The sequence below is a fragment of the Fodinibius sp. SL11 genome (assembly GCF_052060035.1).
Lineage (GTDB): Bacteria > Bacteroidota > Rhodothermia > Balneolales > Balneolaceae > Fodinibius.
Genome location: NZ_JBPOEA010000005.1, coordinates 159,406 through 182,503, shown reverse-complemented (window position 1 = coordinate 182,503; position 23,098 = coordinate 159,406). Strand labels below are relative to the sequence as shown.

At 41.7% G+C, this 23,098-nt stretch carries 21 protein-coding genes; 8 read left to right on the top strand and 13 right to left on the bottom strand.

Annotation, left to right across the window (positions count from 1 at the left end; all coding sequences use genetic code 11):
• Window positions 1-418: 418 nt before the first annotated feature.
• From ACQ76V_RS09020 to ACQ76V_RS09010, 3 genes are all read right to left on the bottom strand, one after another.
• Entirely contained in the window at window positions 419-928 is a 510-nt protein-coding gene (locus ACQ76V_RS09020; RefSeq protein ID WP_441000157.1) for a YybH family protein, read from the bottom strand.
• Window positions 929-1,099: 171 nt separating this feature from the next.
• Window positions 1,100-2,191, bottom strand: coding sequence for a nickel-binding protein (locus tag ACQ76V_RS09015; protein WP_441000156.1), 1,092 nt, complete (start codon window positions 2,189-2,191; stop codon window positions 1,100-1,102).
• 543 nt (window positions 2,192-2,734) lie between these two features.
• Entirely contained in the window at window positions 2,735-3,262 is a 528-nt protein-coding gene (locus tag ACQ76V_RS09010; protein WP_441000155.1) for a ferritin, read from the bottom strand.
• A gap of 419 nt (window positions 3,263-3,681) precedes the next feature.
• On the opposite strand from ACQ76V_RS09010, the gene ACQ76V_RS09005 reads away from it, so the two are divergent.
• The 4 genes from ACQ76V_RS09005 to ACQ76V_RS08990 all read left to right on the top strand — a co-directional run bounded on the left by ACQ76V_RS09005 (window position 3,682) and on the right by ACQ76V_RS08990 (window position 4,615).
• Window positions 3,682-3,999, top strand: coding sequence for a hypothetical protein (locus tag ACQ76V_RS09005; RefSeq protein ID WP_441000162.1), 318 nt, complete (start codon window positions 3,682-3,684; stop codon window positions 3,997-3,999).
• Window positions 3,897-4,184, top strand: coding sequence for an OmpA family protein (locus tag ACQ76V_RS09000; RefSeq protein ID WP_441000161.1), 288 nt, complete (start codon window positions 3,897-3,899; stop codon window positions 4,182-4,184). The genes ACQ76V_RS09005 and ACQ76V_RS09000 overlap by 103 nt, the downstream gene beginning before the upstream one ends.
• A gap of 126 nt (window positions 4,185-4,310) precedes the next feature.
• Window positions 4,311-4,517: a hypothetical protein gene (locus ACQ76V_RS08995; RefSeq protein ID WP_441000154.1), complete on the top strand. Its 207-nt coding sequence runs from the start codon at window positions 4,311-4,313 to the stop codon at window positions 4,515-4,517.
• The gene (locus ACQ76V_RS08990) at window positions 4,514-4,615 is read left to right on the top strand and encodes a hypothetical protein (protein ID WP_441000153.1); all 102 of its coding nucleotides are present in this window, start codon (window positions 4,514-4,516) and stop codon (window positions 4,613-4,615) included. The genes ACQ76V_RS08995 and ACQ76V_RS08990 overlap by 4 nt, the downstream gene beginning before the upstream one ends.
• Before the next feature lie 244 nt (window positions 4,616-4,859).
• Here ACQ76V_RS08990 and ACQ76V_RS08985 read toward each other — a convergent pair whose 3' ends face one another.
• The 10 genes from ACQ76V_RS08985 to ACQ76V_RS08940 all read right to left on the bottom strand — a co-directional run bounded on the left by ACQ76V_RS08985 (window position 4,860) and on the right by ACQ76V_RS08940 (window position 17,066).
• Window positions 4,860-5,561 carry a potassium channel family protein gene (locus ACQ76V_RS08985; protein WP_441000152.1) on the bottom strand — a complete coding sequence of 234 codons (702 nt, stop codon included), beginning with the start codon at window positions 5,559-5,561 and terminating at the stop codon, window positions 4,860-4,862.
• A 24-nt stretch (window positions 5,562-5,585) separates the two neighbouring features.
• Complete coding sequence (locus tag ACQ76V_RS08980) at window positions 5,586-7,439, bottom strand: TrkH family potassium uptake protein (RefSeq protein ID WP_441000151.1); 1,854 nt, start codon at window positions 7,437-7,439, stop codon at window positions 5,586-5,588.
• 49 nt (window positions 7,440-7,488) lie between these two features.
• Complete coding sequence (locus ACQ76V_RS08975) at window positions 7,489-7,905, bottom strand: hypothetical protein (RefSeq protein ID WP_441000150.1); 417 nt, start codon at window positions 7,903-7,905, stop codon at window positions 7,489-7,491.
• Window positions 7,906-8,266: 361 nt separating this feature from the next.
• Window positions 8,267-8,545 (bottom strand): hypothetical protein, encoded by a 279-nt coding sequence (locus tag ACQ76V_RS08970; protein WP_441000149.1) that lies wholly within the window; start codon window positions 8,543-8,545, stop codon window positions 8,267-8,269.
• A 3-nt stretch (window positions 8,546-8,548) separates the two neighbouring features.
• Window positions 8,549-11,014, bottom strand: coding sequence for an amino acid permease (locus tag ACQ76V_RS08965; protein ID WP_441000148.1), 2,466 nt, complete (start codon window positions 11,012-11,014; stop codon window positions 8,549-8,551).
• 233 nt (window positions 11,015-11,247) lie between these two features.
• The gene (locus ACQ76V_RS08960; RefSeq protein ID WP_441000147.1) at window positions 11,248-12,573 is read right to left on the bottom strand and encodes a sigma-54-dependent transcriptional regulator; all 1,326 of its coding nucleotides are present in this window, start codon (window positions 12,571-12,573) and stop codon (window positions 11,248-11,250) included.
• A gap of 24 nt (window positions 12,574-12,597) precedes the next feature.
• Window positions 12,598-14,454: an ATP-binding protein gene (locus ACQ76V_RS08955; protein WP_441000146.1), complete on the bottom strand. Its 1,857-nt coding sequence runs from the start codon at window positions 14,452-14,454 to the stop codon at window positions 12,598-12,600.
• Window positions 14,435-15,595: a sensor protein KdpD gene (locus ACQ76V_RS08950; protein ID WP_441000145.1), complete on the bottom strand. Its 1,161-nt coding sequence runs from the start codon at window positions 15,593-15,595 to the stop codon at window positions 14,435-14,437. Before ACQ76V_RS08950 ends, ACQ76V_RS08955 begins: the two co-directional genes overlap by 20 nt.
• 333 nt (window positions 15,596-15,928) lie before the next feature.
• Window positions 15,929-16,279 carry a cupin domain-containing protein gene (locus ACQ76V_RS08945; RefSeq protein WP_441000144.1) on the bottom strand — a complete coding sequence of 117 codons (351 nt, stop codon included), beginning with the start codon at window positions 16,277-16,279 and terminating at the stop codon, window positions 15,929-15,931.
• 226 nt (window positions 16,280-16,505) lie between these two features.
• The gene (locus ACQ76V_RS08940) at window positions 16,506-17,066 is read right to left on the bottom strand and encodes a helix-turn-helix domain-containing protein (RefSeq protein WP_441000143.1); all 561 of its coding nucleotides are present in this window, start codon (window positions 17,064-17,066) and stop codon (window positions 16,506-16,508) included.
• Between the two features lie 556 nt (window positions 17,067-17,622).
• Here ACQ76V_RS08940 and ACQ76V_RS08935 point away from each other — a divergent pair.
• From ACQ76V_RS08935 to ACQ76V_RS08920, 4 genes are all read left to right on the top strand, one after another.
• Complete coding sequence (locus tag ACQ76V_RS08935) at window positions 17,623-17,778, top strand: lmo0937 family membrane protein (RefSeq protein WP_441000142.1); 156 nt, start codon at window positions 17,623-17,625, stop codon at window positions 17,776-17,778.
• 629 nt (window positions 17,779-18,407) lie between these two features.
• Window positions 18,408-20,336, top strand: a complete 1,929-nt coding sequence (locus tag ACQ76V_RS08930) for a heavy metal translocating P-type ATPase (RefSeq protein ID WP_441000141.1) — start codon at window positions 18,408-18,410, stop codon at window positions 20,334-20,336.
• 441 nt (window positions 20,337-20,777) lie between these two features.
• Entirely contained in the window at window positions 20,778-21,302 is a 525-nt protein-coding gene (locus ACQ76V_RS08925; RefSeq protein ID WP_441000140.1) for a hypothetical protein, read from the top strand.
• Window positions 21,303-22,042: 740 nt separating this feature from the next.
• Window positions 22,043-23,023 carry a DUF6268 family outer membrane beta-barrel protein gene (locus ACQ76V_RS08920; protein WP_441000139.1) on the top strand — a complete coding sequence of 327 codons (981 nt, stop codon included), beginning with the start codon at window positions 22,043-22,045 and terminating at the stop codon, window positions 23,021-23,023.
• Window positions 23,024-23,098: the final 75 nt, after the last annotated feature.

The window sequence follows — 23,098 nt, the reverse complement described above, 5'->3', positions numbered from 1 at the left end:
TTATTGATCGAGGAACCCCATACGTAAAAATACATCAACACGAGGCAGTGAAATGACTTGACTTAGTCTTAGAATACACATTAAGGGGACGGGCCTCGCCCTCGACTGCTAGTTTCGATCTTGTCATTTTCCTAGTCCATTTTGATACAAATTCACCGTCATTTTGTACCTCCTTTATGCGCAAGGTTGTTACGTTTGTTAATTCAAACATAATGGCAGTAAGTAATTACAAAGAAGTTCTGGAATATATAGAGAGTGAGGAATATACATTTATAGGTATTGATGGGACTACAAGAGTTGGAAAATCAACATTAGCTAGAAGGTTATCTAAAGATTTGAGTGCCAGCAAACAAGGAGGCTTCAAGCATCCCGTGAAACACTGGAACGCTTGAAGCGTCTCTCGTTGGATGATGCGTTTTTAACTGACATTAAGCGGTGAATGGTGTTCGTGTGTAATTTTCCAGCCATTTATGGTTTTGACAAATACCAGTGTTGTAGATCCCCATATCTGCATAACCTCTTCACCGATGGTCGGTCGAAAATCCGCATGGAAGGTGACCACTGCTACATCGCCATAAACGGCAATTTTCAGATCCCCGAGATTATAGTCAAAGCCGGAGATTGCTCCCACGAATCCTCGTTCATACGTTTCGTTATCCTGGGAATTAAATCGCGGCTCGCTATCTCTGAATTCCGTGAACTTTTCTCCATAAGCATGATAGGAGATTAGCTTATCGGCATCGTTATCCTGAATACTGCTAAATATCCCGTCTAATACGATTTGTATTTCAGCCTGCGATTCCTGGAATTGTTCTGTGAGGAGATTGACCGGCTGGTCATTACATTTGTTATCTGCTGCATTTACATCACATCCTGCGATGAAATAAAAGAGTGCTATAATGAATGCTATGTTTTTTGTTGTGTTCATGATTGTATGATTTTATGTGTTGGTTACTTGCAAAATCCACCATTGCTGGTTTAATGTTGCATTATCATAAATCAATATATCTGAGATGAAGGGCATTATTCCATCACATTTCAATCAATGAATGTAAATTTTGATTCATCGTCTGCTAGAAGAAGGGAAGACCGAAGTATGTTAAACGGCTATGCATGATGCTTTGACACCAAATTTATCACGGAAGCATTTGGAGAAATAGGAAGGGCTGTGGTATCCTATTTCCAGGGCTATTTCAGAGAGGTTGTATTTGTTTTCTTTAATTAGAGAAAGAGCTTTAGTTAAGCGAATATCTCGAATGAATGTAACTGGAGACCGGTTGGTAAGGGCGGTTATTTTCCTGTAGAGTTGTGGCCGACTTATGCCCATATCGCGGCTTAGGTAATGAACGCCAAAGTCATGATCGGAAATCCTGTTCTCAACAATGTCTAGCAGGTTGTCTAAAAATTGCTGTTCCGCAGGCTTGATGGTTCGAAAGCTAATATGGGTTTTAATAGATTCATTTAGATCGCAGAGTTCTTCAAAAAGTGTTGATGTGATAATTTCATTCTCACCTGCAATTAAACATAAACGTTGGCTCATCCGTATGGCCTCAACAAAGAATCCCTCCTTCTCTGTTAAGGGCTGGCCCACACTGATCCCCATATTGAATATGACATCAACTGAATCCGGATCAGAATTGCCGTGGTCCTCCAGTAATTCTTTTTGAATTTCGTGAGCACATTGAAGCACTTTTTCAGGAGTTTTGAACACAGCGACGATACTATCAAAACCACTTGTTCGAACTTCTTTTCCGTTGTATTCAGCAATCCACTGAAGGGCTATATTTTTGGCTTTTTCAGGCAGTTTTAGCTGGTTAAAATTGATGGATTTTTTGCTAATAGTTTTAGCTATAATATCGAGAGTAAGGATATAGCGATACCCTGTATCGATCTTGCCATTTTCTTGCCGAACCAGTCCCTGATCTACTTTTTGATTTTCTCCCATAAAAAGATCGTACAACCCACCTTCCACTTCTGTAATCTGGCAAGCTGCAACACCATTGGCTTCTCTGTGTGTGGCTGCACATGATTCTTTGTCCGGACCTTCCATCAGACAATATATGGTTCCAGCTTCTTCATTATACCAGTATTGATGGTATTTGACTCCATACTTCTCCTGTACGGCCAAATCCTTGAGATGGGCTTCTCGTGTATCCTCTACAGATACCTCGTCAACAAAATGAATATCCATATAAAGTGGCATTGTGGTAATTTTAGAGATGCTATCTACTCTTGTGCTCTTAATAGATAAAATGCCAGTTACTTATATATACAATTTTCTATGTCTATAACCTATTATTTGGATGTAATTCCAGAGCAATTACGGAACAGACTTCCAGATCGGAATTGCGGATAAAGGGAAAGAATATCATGATAAGGTGACCTTTTAATCTAAGAACCAGATCTCCTTGCCCCTTTCATTTATTAGTTAATTTTTCATTTTAGACAGATCTGTCATTTCGACGCCTATAGCTGTAGCACCAGAATGTAGGTGGCTTTGAAAACTACCCTTTTGGAATAGCACCATTGCTAAAAATTATTATTTCATTTAGTACTGATATCGCCCATGTATTTTAGTCTGTTCCATTCTTCAGTATATCAGGCAGGTATTTATCGAAAAAGAAATTACTGAATTATCCGATTCAGTGATGCAACTTTGAGGCCTTAATTATAAAAATCACCCCCTGATATAGGAGGTGATTTCATTTACAACCAAGTAATAATATTTATACTATTATTGGTCTTCACTTTGTTCTGCTTCTTTTCCATTCTGGCCTTGTCTTTCGCCCATCTCGCGATCCAGTAAATATAGCCCAGAGCCGTCTTCTCCAACTAATTTTAGTTTATCAATAACATCTTGCACCATATCTTCTTCCTCTACCTGTTCATCAATAAACCAAAGTAACAAACTTTTGAGCGGATAATCGTCTTCTTCCCTGGCAAGATCATACATCTTATTAATGCGTTTCGTGATATGCTGCTCCTGTCCAAGAGCAAATTCAAACGCTTCCAGCGGGGAATTAAATTGCACTTTTGGCTTTTCAATATCTTGTAATATTGGTCGGCCGTCTCTTTGAATTAAGTGATTATAGAACTTCATACCATGTTCTATTTCTTCTTGCCACTGGGCTTTCAGCCAGCTTGCAAAGCCACCAAGGTTTTTTTCTTCAAACCAAGCCGACATCGCCAAATAAGCATACGCCGACTGAAATTCTTCTTGGATCTGATTGTTTATTTCCTCTTCTATATTTTGCTTAATCATAGTATCAAATATTTAATTAAAAATATTGGTTGATTTTATCTATCACCAAGATACTAACTTGCTGCTATATTATCTTATATATACTTATTATTAAATATATAATGGGAGTTAATAAACGGCCGTGTGTAATTTTAGCTATTAAATATTTTTTACTTCCACTTCCAGAAGTCCAGCCACTCAATCTACCCACCTTGGAACAGTTTATACCGTGCGTACTTTAAATCCATGTCGTACAGAAATTAAACCAAAAATTGTTTTATGGCTACAAGTAAGAAAGCTTCAGTATCCGCACTTATTTTTTCTTTCATTAGCATGTCTATTGTCTGCTTGTGCAAACTGGAGTAAAACCGCCCAAGGAGGAGCTATTGGCGCGGGTGCTGGAGGTCTGGTAAAGCTACAGGGAATACCGTAAAAGGGCCATCATCGGGGCCGCTGTCGGAGGAGCCGCGGGAGCCGCCATCGGTAATTATATGGATCGGCAGGCTCGTTGGCTTCGCGAAAAACTGGATAAGGCAGAAGTAGAGCATGTGGGGGAAGGGATTAAGATTACCTTTGATTCCTCGCTACTGTTCGATGTAGACTCCTATACCTTGCGCGACGCAACCAAAGAGGAGCTGGACGAACTGGCGGCGTACTGCAGAAATATGAGGATACCAAAATCCAGTTTGCTGGTCACACCGACCGTACTGGTCCTGCAGAATATAACCAGCTGTCGGAAGAGCGTGCCAAGTCAGTAGCCAAATACACCTCGATTGTAGGGGTAGACAGCGAACGAATGATCATTATCGGCTATGGAGAAAATGAACCGGTAGCCACTAATGAAACAGCTCCAGGCCTACAGCAGAACCGACGCGTTGAGATGGCCATTTATGCTAACGACGAATTGAAGGAAGCTGCTACAAACGGGAACCTTGGTGAGTAATGCAGTCTCTTTTGTCGGTTAAAATGATAGCTGTTTTAATTAGGCTTATTAATATTCAACCTTCAATACTACTACAGTAAGATGAAAAAAATTATTGTAATCCTATTGTGTATTATAGGAATAATAATGTTCTCTTCTCAAAGCACGCAAGCCCAGGGATTGGGGATTAATGCGGGTGGAAATTTTGCCCATTTTAACGATGTGGATGGCGCAGCAGATTCCCGCACCGGCCTCATTGGTCACAGACTTCCTCGGAAATATGCTGAAAGGAGGCCTATACATGTATCCACGGCGCAAAAAAAACGCCCAATAGCAAGCTTCGCTATTGTATGAATCCAAATACCGTGACCTTTCTTTGTGAACAGCCCGGCGGCAAGGCCAACAATGGTGACCAACGTATTCTGGGTCTTCAACCAACTGATTTCCATTAGCGGACACCCTTTTATATGGGATCAACGAACATGATTGAAAGGGTTATTAGCTTCATAAATCCCGCCGCGGAGTAATCGGAAACGCTGAAGGTGTAGGGATGCGAACCGTTTCGTTTATCATTTAATCACATGACGACAGAAGATAGAAGGCTTTGATCTTTGTGGCATCCCGGTCTGAATATCATTTGGACAAAATATGTTTAATATTTTCTTCAAAAATTGATGCCGTGTTTGGTATATGGTACTAATTCGTATCCAATAGTTTGTCGACATTTTCTTTGCTACCCACAAGCAGAAAATGATCTCCTTTTTCTACTTTCGTCTTACCTTTAAGAATACCAATGGGCTTGTAACGCTCTGTCTTTTTAAATTGCTCATCATCGGTTACCAACCGCTTTATCGTGATTAAGTTGAGTTCATATCTTTTTCGAATCTCAAGCTCTTCAAGTGTATATCCAACCATGGCTTTAGGGGCTTCAATCTCAAACATGGCCAATCCTTCCCCGATATTAAAGACATCAGACATCCCCCGGCGCACCAGTGATACTCCCATCCGCTCGGCCACCTGCCGTTCGGGGTGAATGACATCGGTAATCCCAATCTGCTTTAAAATCTGCTCCTGTATAAGACTTCCGGCCCGACCATAAACTTCTTCTACTCCCGAGTTGAGCAGATGCATGGCAATAAGGGCTACAGGTTCGAAGGCTTCACCAATAGAGATAATAGCTACATCTACATTGGTAATACCGTGGCTTTCCAAAAGATCCGTATCGGTGGCATCAAAACAAATGGCATCAGAGACGTATTCTTTAACATGGTTAATATGCTCCATGTCGTTATCGATAGCAATGACGTAAGCCCCTTCCTCAGAAAGCTTTTTGGCTAAGGCGCTGCCAAAAGCCCCAATTCCAATAACTGCAAAATGTAAGTCACTTCGTCGTTTCATAATAGGTACTGTTATACGTTAAAATTATGAGACCATAATTGTTTCTTCAGGATACTCGTATTTGTGGGTATCCATGCGACTGGCAAATGCCACCATAAAGGTGAGAATACCCACCCTGCCCAAAAACATGGAGACCACAATAATAAACTTGCCCCAGGCACTTAAGTCACCGGTTATTCCCCGGGATAATCCAACCGTAGCAAATGCCGAGATCTCTTCAAACAACAGGTCGAGAAAAGCGTGATTCTCCACTACAGATAATAATATCGTGCTTACACTAATGCAGGAGAACGCCAGCAGCAGTACGGTTACCGCACGGAATATTGTTGAATTGGGGATCGTGCGATTAAACAACTCCATGCGATTATAGCCTTTGATGGTCATACTGATAGACCGCATCAGGACGGCAAAAGTTGTCGTTTTAATGCCACCGGCCGTAGATGCCGGAGATCCCCCAATGAACATAAAAATCATCATAACCAACGTTGCGGAAATGCCAATAGCCCCTGTGTCTACCGTATTAAAACCGGCCGTTCGCGTAGTAATACTCTGGAAAAGAGAAAGCATAAATTTATTGCCGTATGAATATCCGCGCAGGGTATTTCCCCATTCCATCCATAATATAAACCCCGTACCGGCAATGATAAGTACTGCAGTGGTAACCAATACCGTTCGGGTATGAATCGACAATCGACTACGCCATCTACCTTTGTCTGTTCTTTTGCGAATCAACTCCCAAATAACCGTAAATCCCAGCCCGCCAAGAACAATAAGCGTCATTGTGGTGATATTAATACCCATATTTGTAGCATTAAGCGGATCAGCAAGACTATTGGTAAACAGTGAAAAACCGGCATTACAGAAGGCAGAAACAGCATGAAAAACCGAAAACAGGATACGCTGCCCCTGGTTGGGAAAACTTACTTCCCAACTAATATAATAGGCGATGGCTCCCACCGCTTCGACGGCAAACGTAAAGCCTACTACTCGTTTCAGCGTTGATGCCACCAGGCTGGTATTTTTCTCTGCCACCATATCCTTAATGGTATTCATTTGGCCAACACCCAATCCGCCACTAATAAACAAAAACAGAAAGGTCGCAAATGAGATAATCCCAATACCTCCGAGTTGAATAAGTGTTAAAATCACCAACTCCCCGAACAGGGTAAAATGAGTAGCGGTATCTACCACAATAAGACCCGTGACACAGACGGCGCTGGTTGAAGTAAATAGGGCATCTATGAATTGAAGTCCGAGCCCATCCTGGGTAGCCCCCGGCAGCATTAACAAAAATGTACCAACAGCAATAAGCGATAGAAAACTATAGACTAAAAAACGAGCTGTGTTTTTCTGCTGATCAAGTAATTCTGGCAGAAATTGCACAAATTTGATAATAACGAACAGTAACAAGTATCCCTTCAGAAAGGTGATAAACGCTTCGCGGGGGTCATCAATACCAAAAATATAAGCGTCAATGAAGGTAATTAATGAAACACCAATATCAGTTAAAACCAGAACTGAAAAAATAGAAAGTATAACTTCAAACCAACGATTTTGGAGAAAAGCTGGCCTGTCACTTGTAAAACCTAATCGTAAGACGAAGCTTAAGACAAAACCAATAATAACCCAAATTTCAAGTTGTTGGTTTAACTCCCTCATTTCTGGATCTAACTCAAATCCAATAGGAATTAGAATACTGGCTATTACCAGTAGGCTCAACAGTACCGTAAATGCTCGAAAATACGGTTTTGCTACCTTGTCGATTTCATATAAATCATCTTGTAAGTAGTGGAGGTTTAGATTAGCCTCTTTTTTAAAGCTACGCCACCGCTGGAGCAATTTAATCCACTTTTGTTTCCAGTGATAAGGAATTTTCATAGATGAGGAGTTTGATACGTATTAACAGGTCCTGAGAACATTGGTTCTTTTATAACCTCCCAATCTTAAATTTTCCTTCAGATTGACCCGTCTTTTCTTCTACGCGTTCAACATAAAATGATTCGATAGGTAATCCACCATCTGAATTGGTTGAGACTTTCATCTTTATCCCCGACATGGGCAGCCGTTTTTGTGCCTGATGTTTCAATGCAGTCAACTCACGATTCAGCTTTTGAATTTGAAGCTTAACATTATTCAGCTCCGCCTCATAACGCTCTACTTTTTTACTGAACGCAATAGATTCTTGGTATGTGAGTTGGTTTTTATCGGTCGTAGGTCTGGTAGCTTTCAGATTCTCAAATTGTCCCTTCAATGTTTGTAAGTCTTGCTGGTGCTCAAAAATATCTTGCGCTTTTTCTGCCAACATATACTCTTTATGCTTGATCTCATCCAACGTAGCTGTCATAAAATCACTGTTATATTAAAGAATGTCTATTCTAAATTTGTTCATATCGTGCTCTGCCAAATACTTATCTATGACCTTTTTAATACCTGTTCTACAATAAAACCAAGGTTTAGGTTCTCCTGTTCTGGGCCATTGCTTTTGTAACAGCTTTCCAAGCCCCCCCTCCAAAACACTGACGCCTTTAAAAATGAAAAGTCCAAGGCAACTTGATAAAACTTTCACCAAATAGAAAAAGTCTATATAGGTTATATTCTAACTTTTTAAAATATGATTAAAAAGAACAACCAACATATCCTTTTGAAAATACCATCACTTTTCAGAAAAGAGAACGTTATCTTCAAAAATGATTGCCTAATTTGCACTAAGTATCTTTTTTCATAACGTCATCAACGATCGCATTTTGGTTTTCAATACCGGCATTGGATACCCAGGTAAAAGAATACAGGAAGACGAAAAATAGTACTCCTCCAATCCACGTAATCGTTTCACCAGCCCCAATTACCATCAGGGCGCAAGAAACCAGTCCAATGATGATTGTACCCAGTAAAAGCGGTTGATTAACAGAACTGGAAAGATCCAGCTCATCCCAGTGCTCTTCGGGCAGAAATATATTGTGCTCTTCCAGATCTTCGTAAGACATTGGTTATTCTCCTTTTTTATTATTGCCATTCTTGCCATTTGGACTCCCCATCTCCTCCAGTTCTCTGAAAAACTGAAAGAAATCCTGCATCTCAAACTTGTAGCCTGGTTGTTTCGGCCGAACAAAAACAACCGGACAACGAGCCTGATCGGCTAATCGAGTAGGTGTTTGCCCAAACACTTTTCGGCGAAAAAACTCATCTTGGCTGGTGCCAATTACAATACGATCATAATCGCCTGATCGCTCAATAATAGCTTTCTCATGACTTTTGTTTGCAACAAAATTGAATGTAAACCTGGATTTGTCAGCTATAAGAGCCTCCTGACCTCCTTCTTTTTCTTGTACAAATTCAAATACCTTTTCTTTAAACTCCTCTTTTTCATCTTGCGACATTGCTTCTGGCGTTACGTGGAGTACATCAATTTTAGCTTGGGAATTGTCCTCTACTAATAGTGATGCCACAGCCAATCCCAGTGACGCCGTTTGAGGATTGGCAACCGGTACAAGTATTCGTTTTAGCTCTTTTCCGTCATTACGCTGCATGACAATGGCATGCGTATTCGACTCTTTTAGCACATGATCGATATTGGAGCCAATAACGGTTTCCTCTTTGTGGACCGTCCCTTTCCAGCCCATAATCAGATATTCGGTATTCTTGTCCTGAGCAGTATGGATAATAGCATCCGCTGGTTTGTGTCCCACCCTCATTTGTGTACTTATAGGTACATCATACCGTTCAGCATACTCACGAGCCTTATCCAAGATAGGACGCGCTTTCTCTACAAAATCCGTAGCAGCCCTGGGCGGTAGTTGTGAGGGTACCGTTATCACATGTAATAAAACCAACTGACTATCCGAGTGGCGAGCAATCCGCGCCCCGAGGTCAATATGCTGTCGAGCTGTCTCGGGATCTGCAACCGGAATCAACACGGAATTAGGTTTAACTTCCATCGACTTTTCCTCGGCCAGTATGGGAGTAGCTTCTTTCTCTCGCTCACGATCCATAGCATAAAACCGGTAGAGGCCAAATCCAACGGCCAGCCAGGCAATCACATACAACCATGCTATCGGGTAATGATCGAACATAAACAGGGCCAGTGCCAACTTGGTTACAATACCGATGATCGGAACGACCGGATAGAACGGCATCAGATATCCATATGCAAGCTTATCTCCATATTTCTTGCGGATGGTGATAACCGCGATATTCACCTGCAAGAACAACAGTAAAAACATAATATCAGCTGCAGCAGCTACAGTGGTAATAGGTACAAAAGCTACCATAAAAATGATGAGCAGAGCGGTAAAGAAAAGGGCCAGATAGGGCGTGCGTTTATCGGGATGAATTTCAGCAAACATGTCCGGCAGATTTTTATCGCGTCCCATGGCAAAGGAGACCCGGGTAGAAGAAAAGGTAGTAGCATTCAAGGCCGACATAGTAGATAACACACCGCCCACCAAAATAAGTACGGCCCCGTAAGGGACAAATTGGGCAGCCGCACGGGCCAGTCCAAGTTCTCCTACATGACGAAGAATTTTCCAGTTGGCTACTTCGGCAGTAAGCTGAGCCGGGACATCAGCTCCAATAGCATGCAGTGCATCAATCAACAGCTCCGACTGCGACGCTCCCACCAATACAAATGCCACCAGCATGTAGATGGGTACGACGATAGCCAGTGACCAAAAAACGGCTTTGGGGATATTTTTACGCGGCTCTTTTACTTCTTCACCGGCCTGAACAATAATCTCATAGCCTTCGAAAGCAATAAAAGTGAGTCCCATTGCCGACAGAATTCCCAACCACCCGGTTTCATCTGGTATAAAGGGCTGAAGTTGGGACGTGGCCATGCCCCCACCTTCCCCGAAGGTAAACCACCAATCCGGAAAAAACATAAATTTTAACCCGAAGAAACAGAATATCCCTATGACGATCACCTTCAAGACAGTAACGATGTTGCCCGCCTTCCCGGTTTCGCTGGCCCCCCGGAAGTTGATATAGGCAAAAGTAGTGGCAATGAATACCCCGAAAATCTTTTTGCCCAGGGTCAAATCGATGCCGTATTGCAACAAGGGCACTTCCAGCATCCGTAGCAACTCATAGACAAACGCCCCGAACCCCAGCGCATACAGGGCGCCCGCCACGGCATGGGCAAACCAGCTCATCCAGCCAGCCAGAAAGGCATTTGAACCCGGGAGTCCCTCTTTAATCCATAGGTAACCACCACCGGCTTCAGGAATAGCCGATCCCAGCTCGGCATACACCATAGCAGTAAAAATGGTTACGATTCCGTTGAGGGCAAAGCTGAGAATCAAGGCCGGTCCTGCCACACCCGCAGCCTCTCCGGTTAGCACAAATATACCAGCCCCAATCATCGCCCCAACGCCGATCATCGTGATATCGAAAAGGCTCAAATCACGACTTAGTCCAACTCCTGTTTTTCCTGACTCTTTAGACGCCGTTTCACTCATACCTAACACCTATTCAATTTAGCATATCAAAGACTTCTAACGCAGGGTACGAAATTGAAAAAAGTATGCCAAATTGAAATACTATTCCCAAAATGACTCTCTAATGTAGTGAATAAAATTATTTCTTCAACCGATTTTCCACAATTGACAAAAAAGTGTTTCATTTTGAAACACTTAATTCCCATAATGGGATAACTGGGGCGGAAAAAAGGGAATACTAATATGAAATAGTGTTATAAATCATATTCCTCAATTTTACGGTACAGCGTGCTGGTCCCGATGCCTAATAATTCCGCGGCTTTGGTTTTATTTCCATCAACGCGGTCTAATACTCTCCCAATATGAATGCGTTCCATTTCTTTTAACGAATCCGGATGGCCTGAATCCGTGGTGGAACCCCCATGAAATTCGGGTGGCAACAGATCGGATGTAATAACATCTCCTTCGGCCAGAATAGCCGACCGTTCTATTATATTTTTTAGTTCTCGTATATTTCCCTGCCATGTGTAAGAAAGCAGCAGATTCATAGTCTCATCATCAATCCGCTGCACTCGTTCATTCAGGCGTTTCAGGAAAAAATTGGCCAACAATGGGATATCTTGCTTACGGTCGCGGAGTGGTGGAATTTCAATTTTAAAACCGGCCAATCGATAATAAAGATCATCCCTGAAGGTTTCTTTTTCGGCTTCTTTCTTCAAATCTTTGTTGGTAGCGGCAATAACCCGTATATCAACTGATCGCTCCTCGGTTTCGCCAAGCTTTGTAAATTTATTGTTTTCAAGAAAACGTAGCAGTTTGGCCTGCAGCCCAATGTCCATCTCTCCAATTTCATCAAGAAATAGTGTCCCTCCATCAGCCTCTTCAATTAATCCTTTTTTAGATTCGGTAGCCCCCGTAAAGGCTCCTTTTTTGAAGCCGAACATCTCAGACTCCAACATATCTTTGGGAAAGGCACTGCAATTTAACGCAACAAAAGGACCGCCCTTCCGAGGACTGGCCTGGTGAATGGCTTGGGCAAAAAGCTCTTTACCGGTACCGGTCTCCCCCTGCAGCAATACACTCATATCTGAGGGAGCTACCTTTTTAGCCATTCGTACTGCCTCTTGAATAGCTTCGGATTCTCCTATAATGTTTGTAAACCCGTACTTTTCATCCACTCGCTGTTCGAGATGTTGAAGCTTTTGCTGCATGTGGGCTTTTTCGGCCGCACGTTCTACGATAACATGAATATGGTCATCCTCATCGCCTTTGGTAATATAATCAAATGCCCCCTGCTTCATGGCATTCACGCCATCCTGAATAGTACCGAAGGCGGTTATAATAATAACCTCTATGAGTGGATATTCCCTTTTGATGCGTTCCAGCAGATCCATGCCGTTGCCATCAGGCAATTTTACATCGGTAACCACTACGCTTATTGATTCATTGTCCAAAATTTTAAGCCCTTTACGAATGTTTTTTGCCTGGAATACCTCGAAGCCTTCGAGCCCAATAATCCGTGATAACAGTTCTCTGAACCGCTCCTCATCATCGATAACCAATACATGCTCATTCTTCATAAGCCTTTACGCTTTTAATTTGTCTTAATTACTAATTTTGGGAAGGGTGAAATAAAAGGTGCTGCCTTTCCCAAGCTCACTTTCAACGCCAATTTCTCCTCCCTGTGCGTTGATAAATTCCTTGGCAATAGCCAGTCCTAACCCACTTCCGCCATTATCATTCTTATCGCCATACACCTGAAAGTACTTTTGGAATATTTTATCAAGATATTCCCCGGGAATCCCTTTTCCATTATCAATAACCGAAAACCGGACCGCTCTCGGTTCGTCTTCGGCTTTTAACACAATATTTCCATTGGGAGGTGTATATCGGACCGCATTCGAGATCAAATTCACCAGTACCCATACCGATTTCTGCAGGTCGGCCTTGACGGTCGCCAAATCCTCATCACATTTAATTTCGATATCAATATCTTTTTGGCTGGCCTGCATAACCATGGTTTCATAAGCGTACTCAAGCAGGTTTTCCGGGCGGGCTTGCGTGCTGTTTAGTTGAATATTTCCCGTTTCAATTTTGGAAAGATCAAGAAGTTCGGCCGTCGTTCTTTTCATCCGATCCGTATCATTTCGAATACTGTCGATTAGCTCAGTCTGTTCCTCGTTCAGGGGGCCGACCCGCTCATCTTCCAGTAAACGAAGGCTCATGTTGATGGAGGCGATAGGTGTTTTAAGCTCGTGGGAAACCACAGCCACAAAATTGGTTTTGGCCTCATTGATTTCCTGGAAATGGGTTACGTTTTTGAGCGTAACGATGGTCCCGATCTGTTTACCATTCTCTTGCGCCTCATCGTCTAAAAGTACGGGCAGGGTATCTTTGGAATAGTAGATGTGACGATCTTCGGAGGCGATTTTAATTAGATCGCCTTCATCATCTTGATTCGTTTTCTCCTTATTCATCAAGTCTTTAATCAGTTTACGCATCAAATCATTGGTAGATGCTACATCAGGCGCATACTGCCCTACCAGTTTGTCCCGATCCAACCCAAGAAGTTCCTCAGCCTTTGAATTAACAAAGAGGATATTCTTTTCACTGTCCAGCCCGACGATCGCCTCATTCATCTGGTTGATAATGGCCTCAATGCGCTGCTTCTCATTTTTCAATTTGGCAAGATTGCTGGATTCATATTCCTGCAAGCGAGTGGCCATCGTATTAAATGCCTGGGCCAACTCTTCGTATTCATCGCCGGTGTTAAATTCCAGACGCTGGTCATAATTTTGATTCGCAATTTTCTTGATTCGATCAATGAGTTCCTGTATAGGCGTAACGATGTAATTCGGATACTTTACAAGCAGCCCCAAAGCCAGCAGCGTACTAAAAGCTCCAATAATGGTCATGTACAAAATCACATTAGAAGCAGTTTTTTGAGCATTATCATTTTTCCTGCTTATAGCTTCCAAGTTCTTAAACGTAATTTGAGAGATAAGATCTTGTATTTTTCCGTATTGTGTTGATATCGACCGGTAGAATGACATATCAATACTGGGACGGCGCCGGAGCTTTTCAAACTGATCAAAGTATAATAGCAGGGCTTCCTGCAGGTCATTGCTAACTTCCGCCTCTCCTGCCTCGGTAATATTCTGCTGCTGTTTACCCATTTCGTGTATCAAGCTTTTCTTTAGCGAATCGATATTAAATCTTGAAGCAGCCGTTCCTTGCGCGGTATCACTCAACATCGCCACCTGCACCTGATGGAGTTGCTCTAAATCCTGTTCCATGGTTTGCATATAAGCAATAGTGCGATTGTTATTGCGGATAATAGCACTGGAGTTATCCGCCAGCGAATTGATAAATACCAGACCGCTTCCCCATAGCAATACAACCAGGATAGCCAAGAATCCAAGCCCGGCATACAGTTTTGTTTTAATGGTCGTTGTTTTCATTATGTGATACCACAATTAAATCAATGTTTAAATTTTCAACCAAGTGAAGCACCTTTTCAGTAAGCGTTCGAAAACCCAACTTATTCCATATCGTCCGTTTAGGAGCACCCATCATGATCCACCGAACATCATGTTCCTTCGCATATTCAACGATACTTTCAGCAACATTTTCAGCCTCTATTTTTTCCACCTCAGCACCCAGCTCTGTGGCCAGCTTAAAATTATTGATAAGATGCCGCTGGTCCGCCAGATCAACGCGATCACTGCTTTCTTCCTTCGACTGTACGTACATTACCGTCCACTCTGATCGCATCGACGAGGCCATACGCGCCGCGCGACGTATAAGGTGTTTACCGCCTTCTGGATTTGTACTGATACAGACCATGATTCGGTTGCCAGTAATAGCATCTTTTTTATAAACCTCAGCATCAATTTTTCTTCCCAACTGTCCGGCCGCCTCTCGCAGGGCCAGCTCCCTCAGTTGCAGCAGATTCTCTTTTTTAAAAAAGTTTTCCAGTGCCGTACTAATTTTAGACGGATCATAAATCTTGCCATCTTCAAGCCGTTGTAAAAGTTCACCGACCGTCAGATCTACATTGACAAGCTCATCGGCCATCTGCAGCACGGTATCCGGTACTCTTTCCTTGACATTTACGTCGGTAATTTGCTCCACATCGTTATTTAACGATTCCAGGTGCTGGATATTCACCGTGCTAATTACATTGATACCGGCATTCAAAAGCTCCACCACATCCTGCCAGCGCTTTTCGTTTTTCGAACCCGGGATGTTGGTATGCGCCAGTTCATCGACCAGAACCACCTCTGGTTTGTTTTGCTTGATGACCTCCACATCCATTTCTTTAAGCTCTTTCCCTTTATAAAACACTTCCTTCATGGGAATTCGCGGAATTCCCTCGGTCAGTTCCGCCGTTTCTTTGCGCCCATGGGTCTCAATGATACCTATTTTGACATCTATATCCTTTTCTAAGAGTTGATGGGCCTCTTCCAACATGCGATACGTTTTCCCCACACCGGCGGCCATGCCGATGTACAGCTTGAATTTGCCGCGTCTCGACTTCCTGATAAGTCCCAGGAACCGATTAACCGCTTCTTCTTTACGTTCTGATTCAGTTTTACTCATCACTTTTTTAAGTTTGCAGATATCGTGCCAAAATATCTCCGTCCTAAAATAAGACCCTTTAAGAGATTTTATACAAGCTTTTATCTCCTGTTCACTTCATAAAATACGTTAGCTCTTCCAAAAATGAATACTAAGTATCCCATTATGGGATAGTACTTCCTCTACCGGTACCAAATAGGACTCTAAATGATTGGGGTGAAAGGACTAATCCACTTCAGATGCCTTTTCTACAAACAGGATATAATAAAATAGGTGTGGGTAATTAGTTAGTGATAAACTGATCCCAAATACCAGAAAGGACTTGGACAGTTCGGCATGGTAACTCCGAAGCCATCAACTCACTTCCTCATATCCACTTTTAATAACCGTGGATATCATCTTGAAGCGATCATTGGCTTTGAATGAATTGCGGGCATGGGCCGGTATAATAATCGCTTGGCCAGTTTCCAGAAGGTTGGAACTGCCATTGATAATAATTTCTGCCCGCCCGTCAATGATTTGAATAAAGGTATCAAAAGGGATTGTTTTCTCTTCCAATTTCTCACCGCTATCAAAAGAGACGGCATTAATATTCCCTGTCGACTTTTTTATGATTGTTTTAATAACCACCGAATCAGGGACATACTCGATTATTTCGACAATGATCATTGCTTTTGATTTTTCGAGCTCTAATGGTTCTTTCATCTGCTTACCATTACTTTGAAGAATTATCCGGGGCGGGAGTAATAAATAAACCCAAACTACTATTGCTGATCTTCAGGTTCTCGTATTTCCCATCGGTCTTAGGTAGTAAAGATCTGAAAATATCGAATAGATTACCTTACACACTTGCGAAGAAAAGCTTACATAAATCACAGACATTTAAGCTTCATTGAACTATGCTTAAATCATCCTTGTAAAGTAGAAAATACTACAGATCTTCAAGATTTTTTTCTCTTTTCCCTTTCAATTCTTTGAAGTAGGTGGGAGTAAGACCGGTTACCTTTTTAAATTGGTTAGACAAATGGGCGATGCTGCTATAGTGCAGTTTATAGGCAATTTCAGTCAGCGTCAACTCATCATACAATAACAACTCTTTCACTCGCTCAATTTTATGCATGATTATATACTGCTGAATAGTGATTCCTTTTACTTCTGAGAAGGTGTTCGACAGATAGGTGTAATCGTATCCCAGTTTTTCACTGATATAATCGGAATCATTTACTTTTGGCACTTCATCCTCGTAATGGATCATTTCTATGATCACACTTTTTATTTTTTCGACCAGGATATTCCTTTTATCATCAAGCAGTTCCAATCCTGATTTTTTCAGGTTTCGCGAAAATATTTTTAACTGCTCTTCGGTAATATCATCCTTGATTTCAACCATCCCAAGACTAACAGATACACAGTCTATACCAATCTTTTTTAACTCTTCCTTAACCAGCATCTTACAACGCAGGCTCACCATATATTTGATATATAGTTTCATAATAGGCCATCCTTAATCCTGAGCAAGAAAAAGGGCAAAAACTATGTATATGAAGAATTGCTCTAACTAATGCATAGTAATTTACCTCAAAAAAACTCTCCTATTTCCAATATAAACAACTATTTAATGGTATACTATTGCTCATAATCAAATTTGAACCTGAACCCGATCTTATCAGATAAATCTCTTTATCAATGAAGGATTCAAAAGAAATGCAATAATATCAGTCGTAACTATTTTTCAAGATAGATTTTTGTAAATCCCACTATTTGTCGAGGTAGTTTATAAGTGTCATTGTCTCATCGAAATCTGTGATATATATAAGCCTTTTGAGGATTCTTATAACGCATGTCGGTCACATATTGGCGATCTTTTTTTAGAACAAGTAATTCCAACTAATCAGGAAGAGTATATTATGCCCCTTCCTTGTTAATTAACGAATTTCTTTTAACCGCCTTAGCGGGGCCATTGAATGACAATCAGCTGGGATTAAATGTTCATTTAAAAAACTTTAGCGATCATAAAAGCTAAAACAATAACCCTAAAAAAACTTATCATGGGAAATCTACTTTATTTGATAGCCGTCATTTTGATTATTGGCTGGGCCGTTGGGTTTATCGGCTACAGCGCCGGAGGGCTAATACATATCCTGCTAATCATAGCTGTTTTGGCCATCTTGCTCCGAATTATTCAAGGAAGGCAGCTTATTTAAATGCTATCATTCCTTACTCACCAAAATATTACGTAACTCATTACCACAGCTTAAAAAAGCAATATTTTTAATACTGCCCGTTGTTGCACGTACCGCTGTAATTGGGCTCATATTGGTTCTTCCTAAAGACTCATATAACCGAGCAAAGGTCACTGATAAAAAAATTTAGAGATAAAAACTAAGTACAAGCAATTCTATATATGTTTATCAAAAGGCCATTGTATTAAACATGATACGGCTATCTATGCTATTCGGTAAATAAGCTACAAAGAATTGGCATGATATCTGACTATGAAAACTATCGTTCCCATCCAGTTAATCAACACGACTCTCAGCCACAACCCCTTTTTGCCCTCAATAAACGATAGATCGAAAGAGACCCAGAATAAAAACAGGGGTTTCAATATCATTGGATCGTTGCTAAACGATGAACCTTGGAGATGATCTTCACAACAAACCTTGAAACATAACTATGTTAAATTAGGCACTTGAATACAGCTTGCATTATATTATTGAGTCATCCAATCAAGATACCCTATCAATTAAAACAGTAAAGAGAGTAAAAAATAGGTTATTCACTGATGGCAAATAAAGTGTCTTAATTTAAAACGTTTTTGAAAAAGACCGAGATGATTCAAGAAGATTCAGCCAGTTCCAGATCTCTCAGCAAGGCCGAATTACAGGCTATTTTAACCATTATCTGTATGATCAGTTTGGGGGTTGGTTTTTTCGGCTCCCTCTTTGATTTGATTACCGAAGATACCGAGCGCATACTTTATATAATTGCGTACCTCAGCGGCGGCTATGCAGGGGTCGTTCAAAGTATAAAAGTACTGGCAAAATTTCGTTTTAATGTTGATGTGCTGATGATTTTAGCGGCTGTGGGTGCAGCCATTATTGACAACTGGCTGGAAGGTGCCATATTACTGTTTCTTTTTTCACTGAGCAATACGCTTCAGGATTATGCGATGGGACGGAGCCGCAGAGCGATACGATCCCTTATGAAATTACGGCCTGACGAAGCGCTTGTTCGGCTTCCGGATGGAAGAGAAGAATATCAGCCGGTAGAGGATCTCTCGTTAGGCGATTTGATTGTTGTGAAGCCCGGTGAACGCATTCCGATTGATGGTGTGGTACAGTCTGGGAAAAGTTCTGTCAACCAGGCCACCATCACCGGTGAGAGCGTACCGGTGATAAAAGAAAAGGGGCATGATGTTTTTGCTGCGACTATGAACGAGAATGGGGTACTGAATATTGAGGTAACAAGCCTGGAAGAAGATACGACGCTGGCGCAAATTATACGCATGGTTGAGCAAGCGCAGAACAAGAAGGCCGAAACCCAACAATTTCTGGATTCCTTCGAATCAAAATATGCGATTGGTGTCATCCTGTTTACCATTGCTCTTGTTTTGGTGCCGTATCTAATATTCAACCATCCTTTCGACCCTGTTTTTTATCGTGCTATGACGGTACTCGTCGTCGCCTCTCCCTGTGCACTCATTATTAGTACGCCAGCCAGCATCCTTTCGGCCATCGCAAATGCCGCTCGCAATGGAATTCTTTTTAAAGGAGGGACCTACTTGGAGCAGGCGGCATCCATAAGCATGTTTGCCTTCGATAAAACAGGTACCCTGACCTCCGGAAAATCTGCGGTTACAGATATTATAAGTCTGGCTAATCACAACGGACGAGGAGCATTGGATGAGGATGAAGTGCTTTCCATGGCGGCCTCAGCAGAAGAGCATTCGGAGCATCACCTGGCCGCTGCTGTTGTAGCTGCGGCCCACCAAAAGGGGCTTTCTTTTGCAAAAGCCGAAAATGTGCAAGCCGAAATTGGCAAAGGGGTGACGGCCAAAGTGGGTGAAGATCTGATCAGGGTGGGTAATAACAAACTTTTTAATGGCATGCTTAATCATTTGGATGATAAAACCCGGGAGCGTATTGAACGTCTACAAGCAGAAGGTAAAACAGTTATCTATTTGGAGCTCAATGGAAAACTTTCCGGCGTTCTTGCTATGGCTGATCAAATTAGGGATAACGCTCCTGCGGCACTGAACGAACTGCGTACCATCGGCATCAAAAAATTTGTGATGCTAACCGGTGATAATGAAGGCGTTGCTCGAACGGTGGCAAATACGTTAAAAATCGATCAATATTATGCCGGCCTTCTTCCCGAACAAAAGGTGGACATCATTCGAGAACTTGCCCAAAATGAGTCGGTTGCCATGGTGGGCGATGGCGTAAATGATGCTCCTGCATTGGCCAGTAGCCACTTGGGTATAGCAATGGGTGCTGTGGGCACTGATGTAGCCCTTGAAACCGCCGACGTCGCATTAATGGCTGATGATTTGACAAAATTGCCGTATATCATCAACCTTGCCAAAAGGGCTCGAAAGGTAGTTTGGCAGAATATTATTTTTAGTCTTTCCGTAATCGGCGTTCTGGTCCTTTCTGTTTTCCTCTTTCAGCTTCCGCTCCCGCTTGGTGTTATTGGCCACGAAGGCAGCACACTCCTTGTTGTGCTGAATGGTCTGCGTCTGCTACGTACCCCAAATTGAAATAGGTATAACGCCTTTTACGATTAATAACTTTCTATAATCTTCAACAGATTCATACCGGGTCAATCCTCCTGTTCTCCTTCTTCAAGGAGGAACTCATTTAGCCCTTAGAGCTAAATTTTTGGAAGATGGAAACCGGCTCCATAAAGTCCCTCTTGGAAAAGAGGGACTTTATGGAGATTGCCCCTCGGGTAAAAAAGCCTCATCCATATTATCAATTGATAAACGCATTAGTTGATCGTAAGCCAAGGTACGTAAGTGGTTTCTATATTAATCTGAAGAATGAAAATACATAGCCTTGTAGTCCTTTCCTGATAGTAAGTAACTGATTACCCCTACATAACATCAGGCGAACACCCGCTAAATTACAGAGTTTCTGAGAGGTTTCTATTAAAAATTGAATTTTACAACGGCTACCAAACATAAAATCGCTTCAAGAGAATGAAACAGATCCTTGCCACAGTCATATTTATTATCGGATTAGCCCTTGCGGATTCGGTGCAGGCACAGGTTCAGGCACCCGCTAATCAGCAGTACCGGCTGGTTGAGGGGGTAGTACAAATATCTAAACCGGGTGAAGAGTCGATTTTAATTAATCTCTGGGGGGATGTGAATGCACCCGGCCGATTTATGATCCCTGCCGGTAGCACGCTAATCGAACTGATCTCATTTGCACGCGGGCCGGTCAGTTTCCGCACGGGCGAAACCACCCTTGACTGGTCAAAGTTACGTGTCGAAGTCAATGTATCCCGCCGAAACCAAGAATTGAATAGTGATGAGGTGGTTAATTTTAGGTTTCGCTATACACAACAATTGCCAACCGGGATGCGCGATTTCATCCTACAAGAGAATGACTTCATTACTATTGAAGTAAAAAGACGACCGGCCTTTGTCGATTATATGCGAATTGTCGGCCCCATCTCCACCGTTGTGGCCGCGATGATACTGCTTGTAGATAAACTGTAGATGAATAAAACCAACACTTGCCATATTCCGGAGTTGGCAGTGCAAACAGCTTTTAAAAATGCACCAGGAAAGCACAGATCCAAATTCTTTAACAGAGACCGTTTTAGAAAGGTACCAACAGTTGGATATGGATGCGATGGCAAGTAATGTATAACCTTTTCTTTTTGATGCGTCTGACGTTAAAAAGTTAACTCGTTTTGAGCATGTTGTCCTGTAGTATGAGTTTTAAAAACAATATTTGCCGGTGGTTATTTAGGATTTATAGCTTACCAGGCATCAGTGGGGCCAAAAGTTGGACAATCTTTTTTCAATTTCCCCTCTAAACCGCTAAAAAGAGCAAATGCAATCGATCTTCAGGCGACTAATCCATACCTCAAAAATTTATAATTAGATGATATTTACCCTTCCTAGTTATTAAAACACATTATCCTCATTCCACATAGTAATATAATAGTATAACTCAAATTCCTTAAAGCTATTCCTCATTTGTGCATGAGTCTATTCAATATTTACCTGATTACGGATTTAATTTCATAGAATACCATCCCCTTCCATTTGTTCATTGAGTTACGATTGTACAGTAAACTTAATTTTTCAAGATTTTATTAAGCGTAGTCTAATCACCTACAGGTAGGCAAACCTACTTGCCCATAGAATAATAAGAGCTACCTCTCAAGTCCAAAAGAATGGCGGACTTAATATGAAGCAATTCTAAGATTACTCTTTAAATTCAACTAATCATGACTAATCTCACTTATAAAAAATATTTTTTTAGCAAACTGAACAGTATTGCTGCATTGTTTATTTCCGCACTATTCATTATCCCTTATCCAACCATTGGTCAACTAAATCCAAGTTTAAGTTTCGGTCACGAGACTTGGCCATCAATGTCAGTTTCAAACCTAGAGATTAATGAGATATATTCTGAGTCACTTAACGATCTGAAGGTCTGGACTGATACCCGATTTATTCGGGGCTCATATCCGATTATACTGCAGAATGGTCGCATGTTTTTGGATATCCAACCCGGCTTTCAAAGGATTGAATTTAGGCATGAAAATTGGACCGAAGAATTACCACGTCCTACCGATGCCTATATCATTGACCTTAATATTATAGCTCAACGTCAACTGAAAAATCGTTGGTCGCTCCTTGCTCAAGCAACACCAGCAATAAAATCAGGGCTGGAAGAAAAACTGGCAGGACAAGACTTTGCTATTGAAGGTGCATTTCTTGCCATACGACAAGCAAATGAACGTTTCTCATTTGGCTTTGGTGCTGCTTACTCAACAAACTTCGGTGCTCCGATTCCCATTCCTTTGTTACAATTTGATTACCAAGCATCACTCTGGGCCGGGGGACCTGCGTGGCGAGGCAACGCCTTACTGCCGTCAAGCTTAGAGGCTTGGGTCATACCTGCTAAGCGCCTGGAAATTGGCTTAAAGTTACAATCACTAGGCGATCGTCACCATATAACGGAAATAGGGACTGTCCCTCTAAATAAACCCTATTCAGATTACTTTGATACCGTGTTGGGTCCATCTGTCATTGTATATCTAACTCCATGGCTAAATCTCAATGTTGAGTCCGGGATTTCCTTATATCGTCAAATGCAAATAACTGATGGTAGAGATGAAGTTATAAAATTTGAACCTGGTCAGGCAGGCTTCCTGCGCTGGATGTTTACAATTGGAGGTCAATCACCGTTAAAAGATGAGTAAAAAAACATTAACTGGAATAGCTTAAAAAGCTAGTCCGATGAATTACGGCATACACTGAATAACATATTGACCATC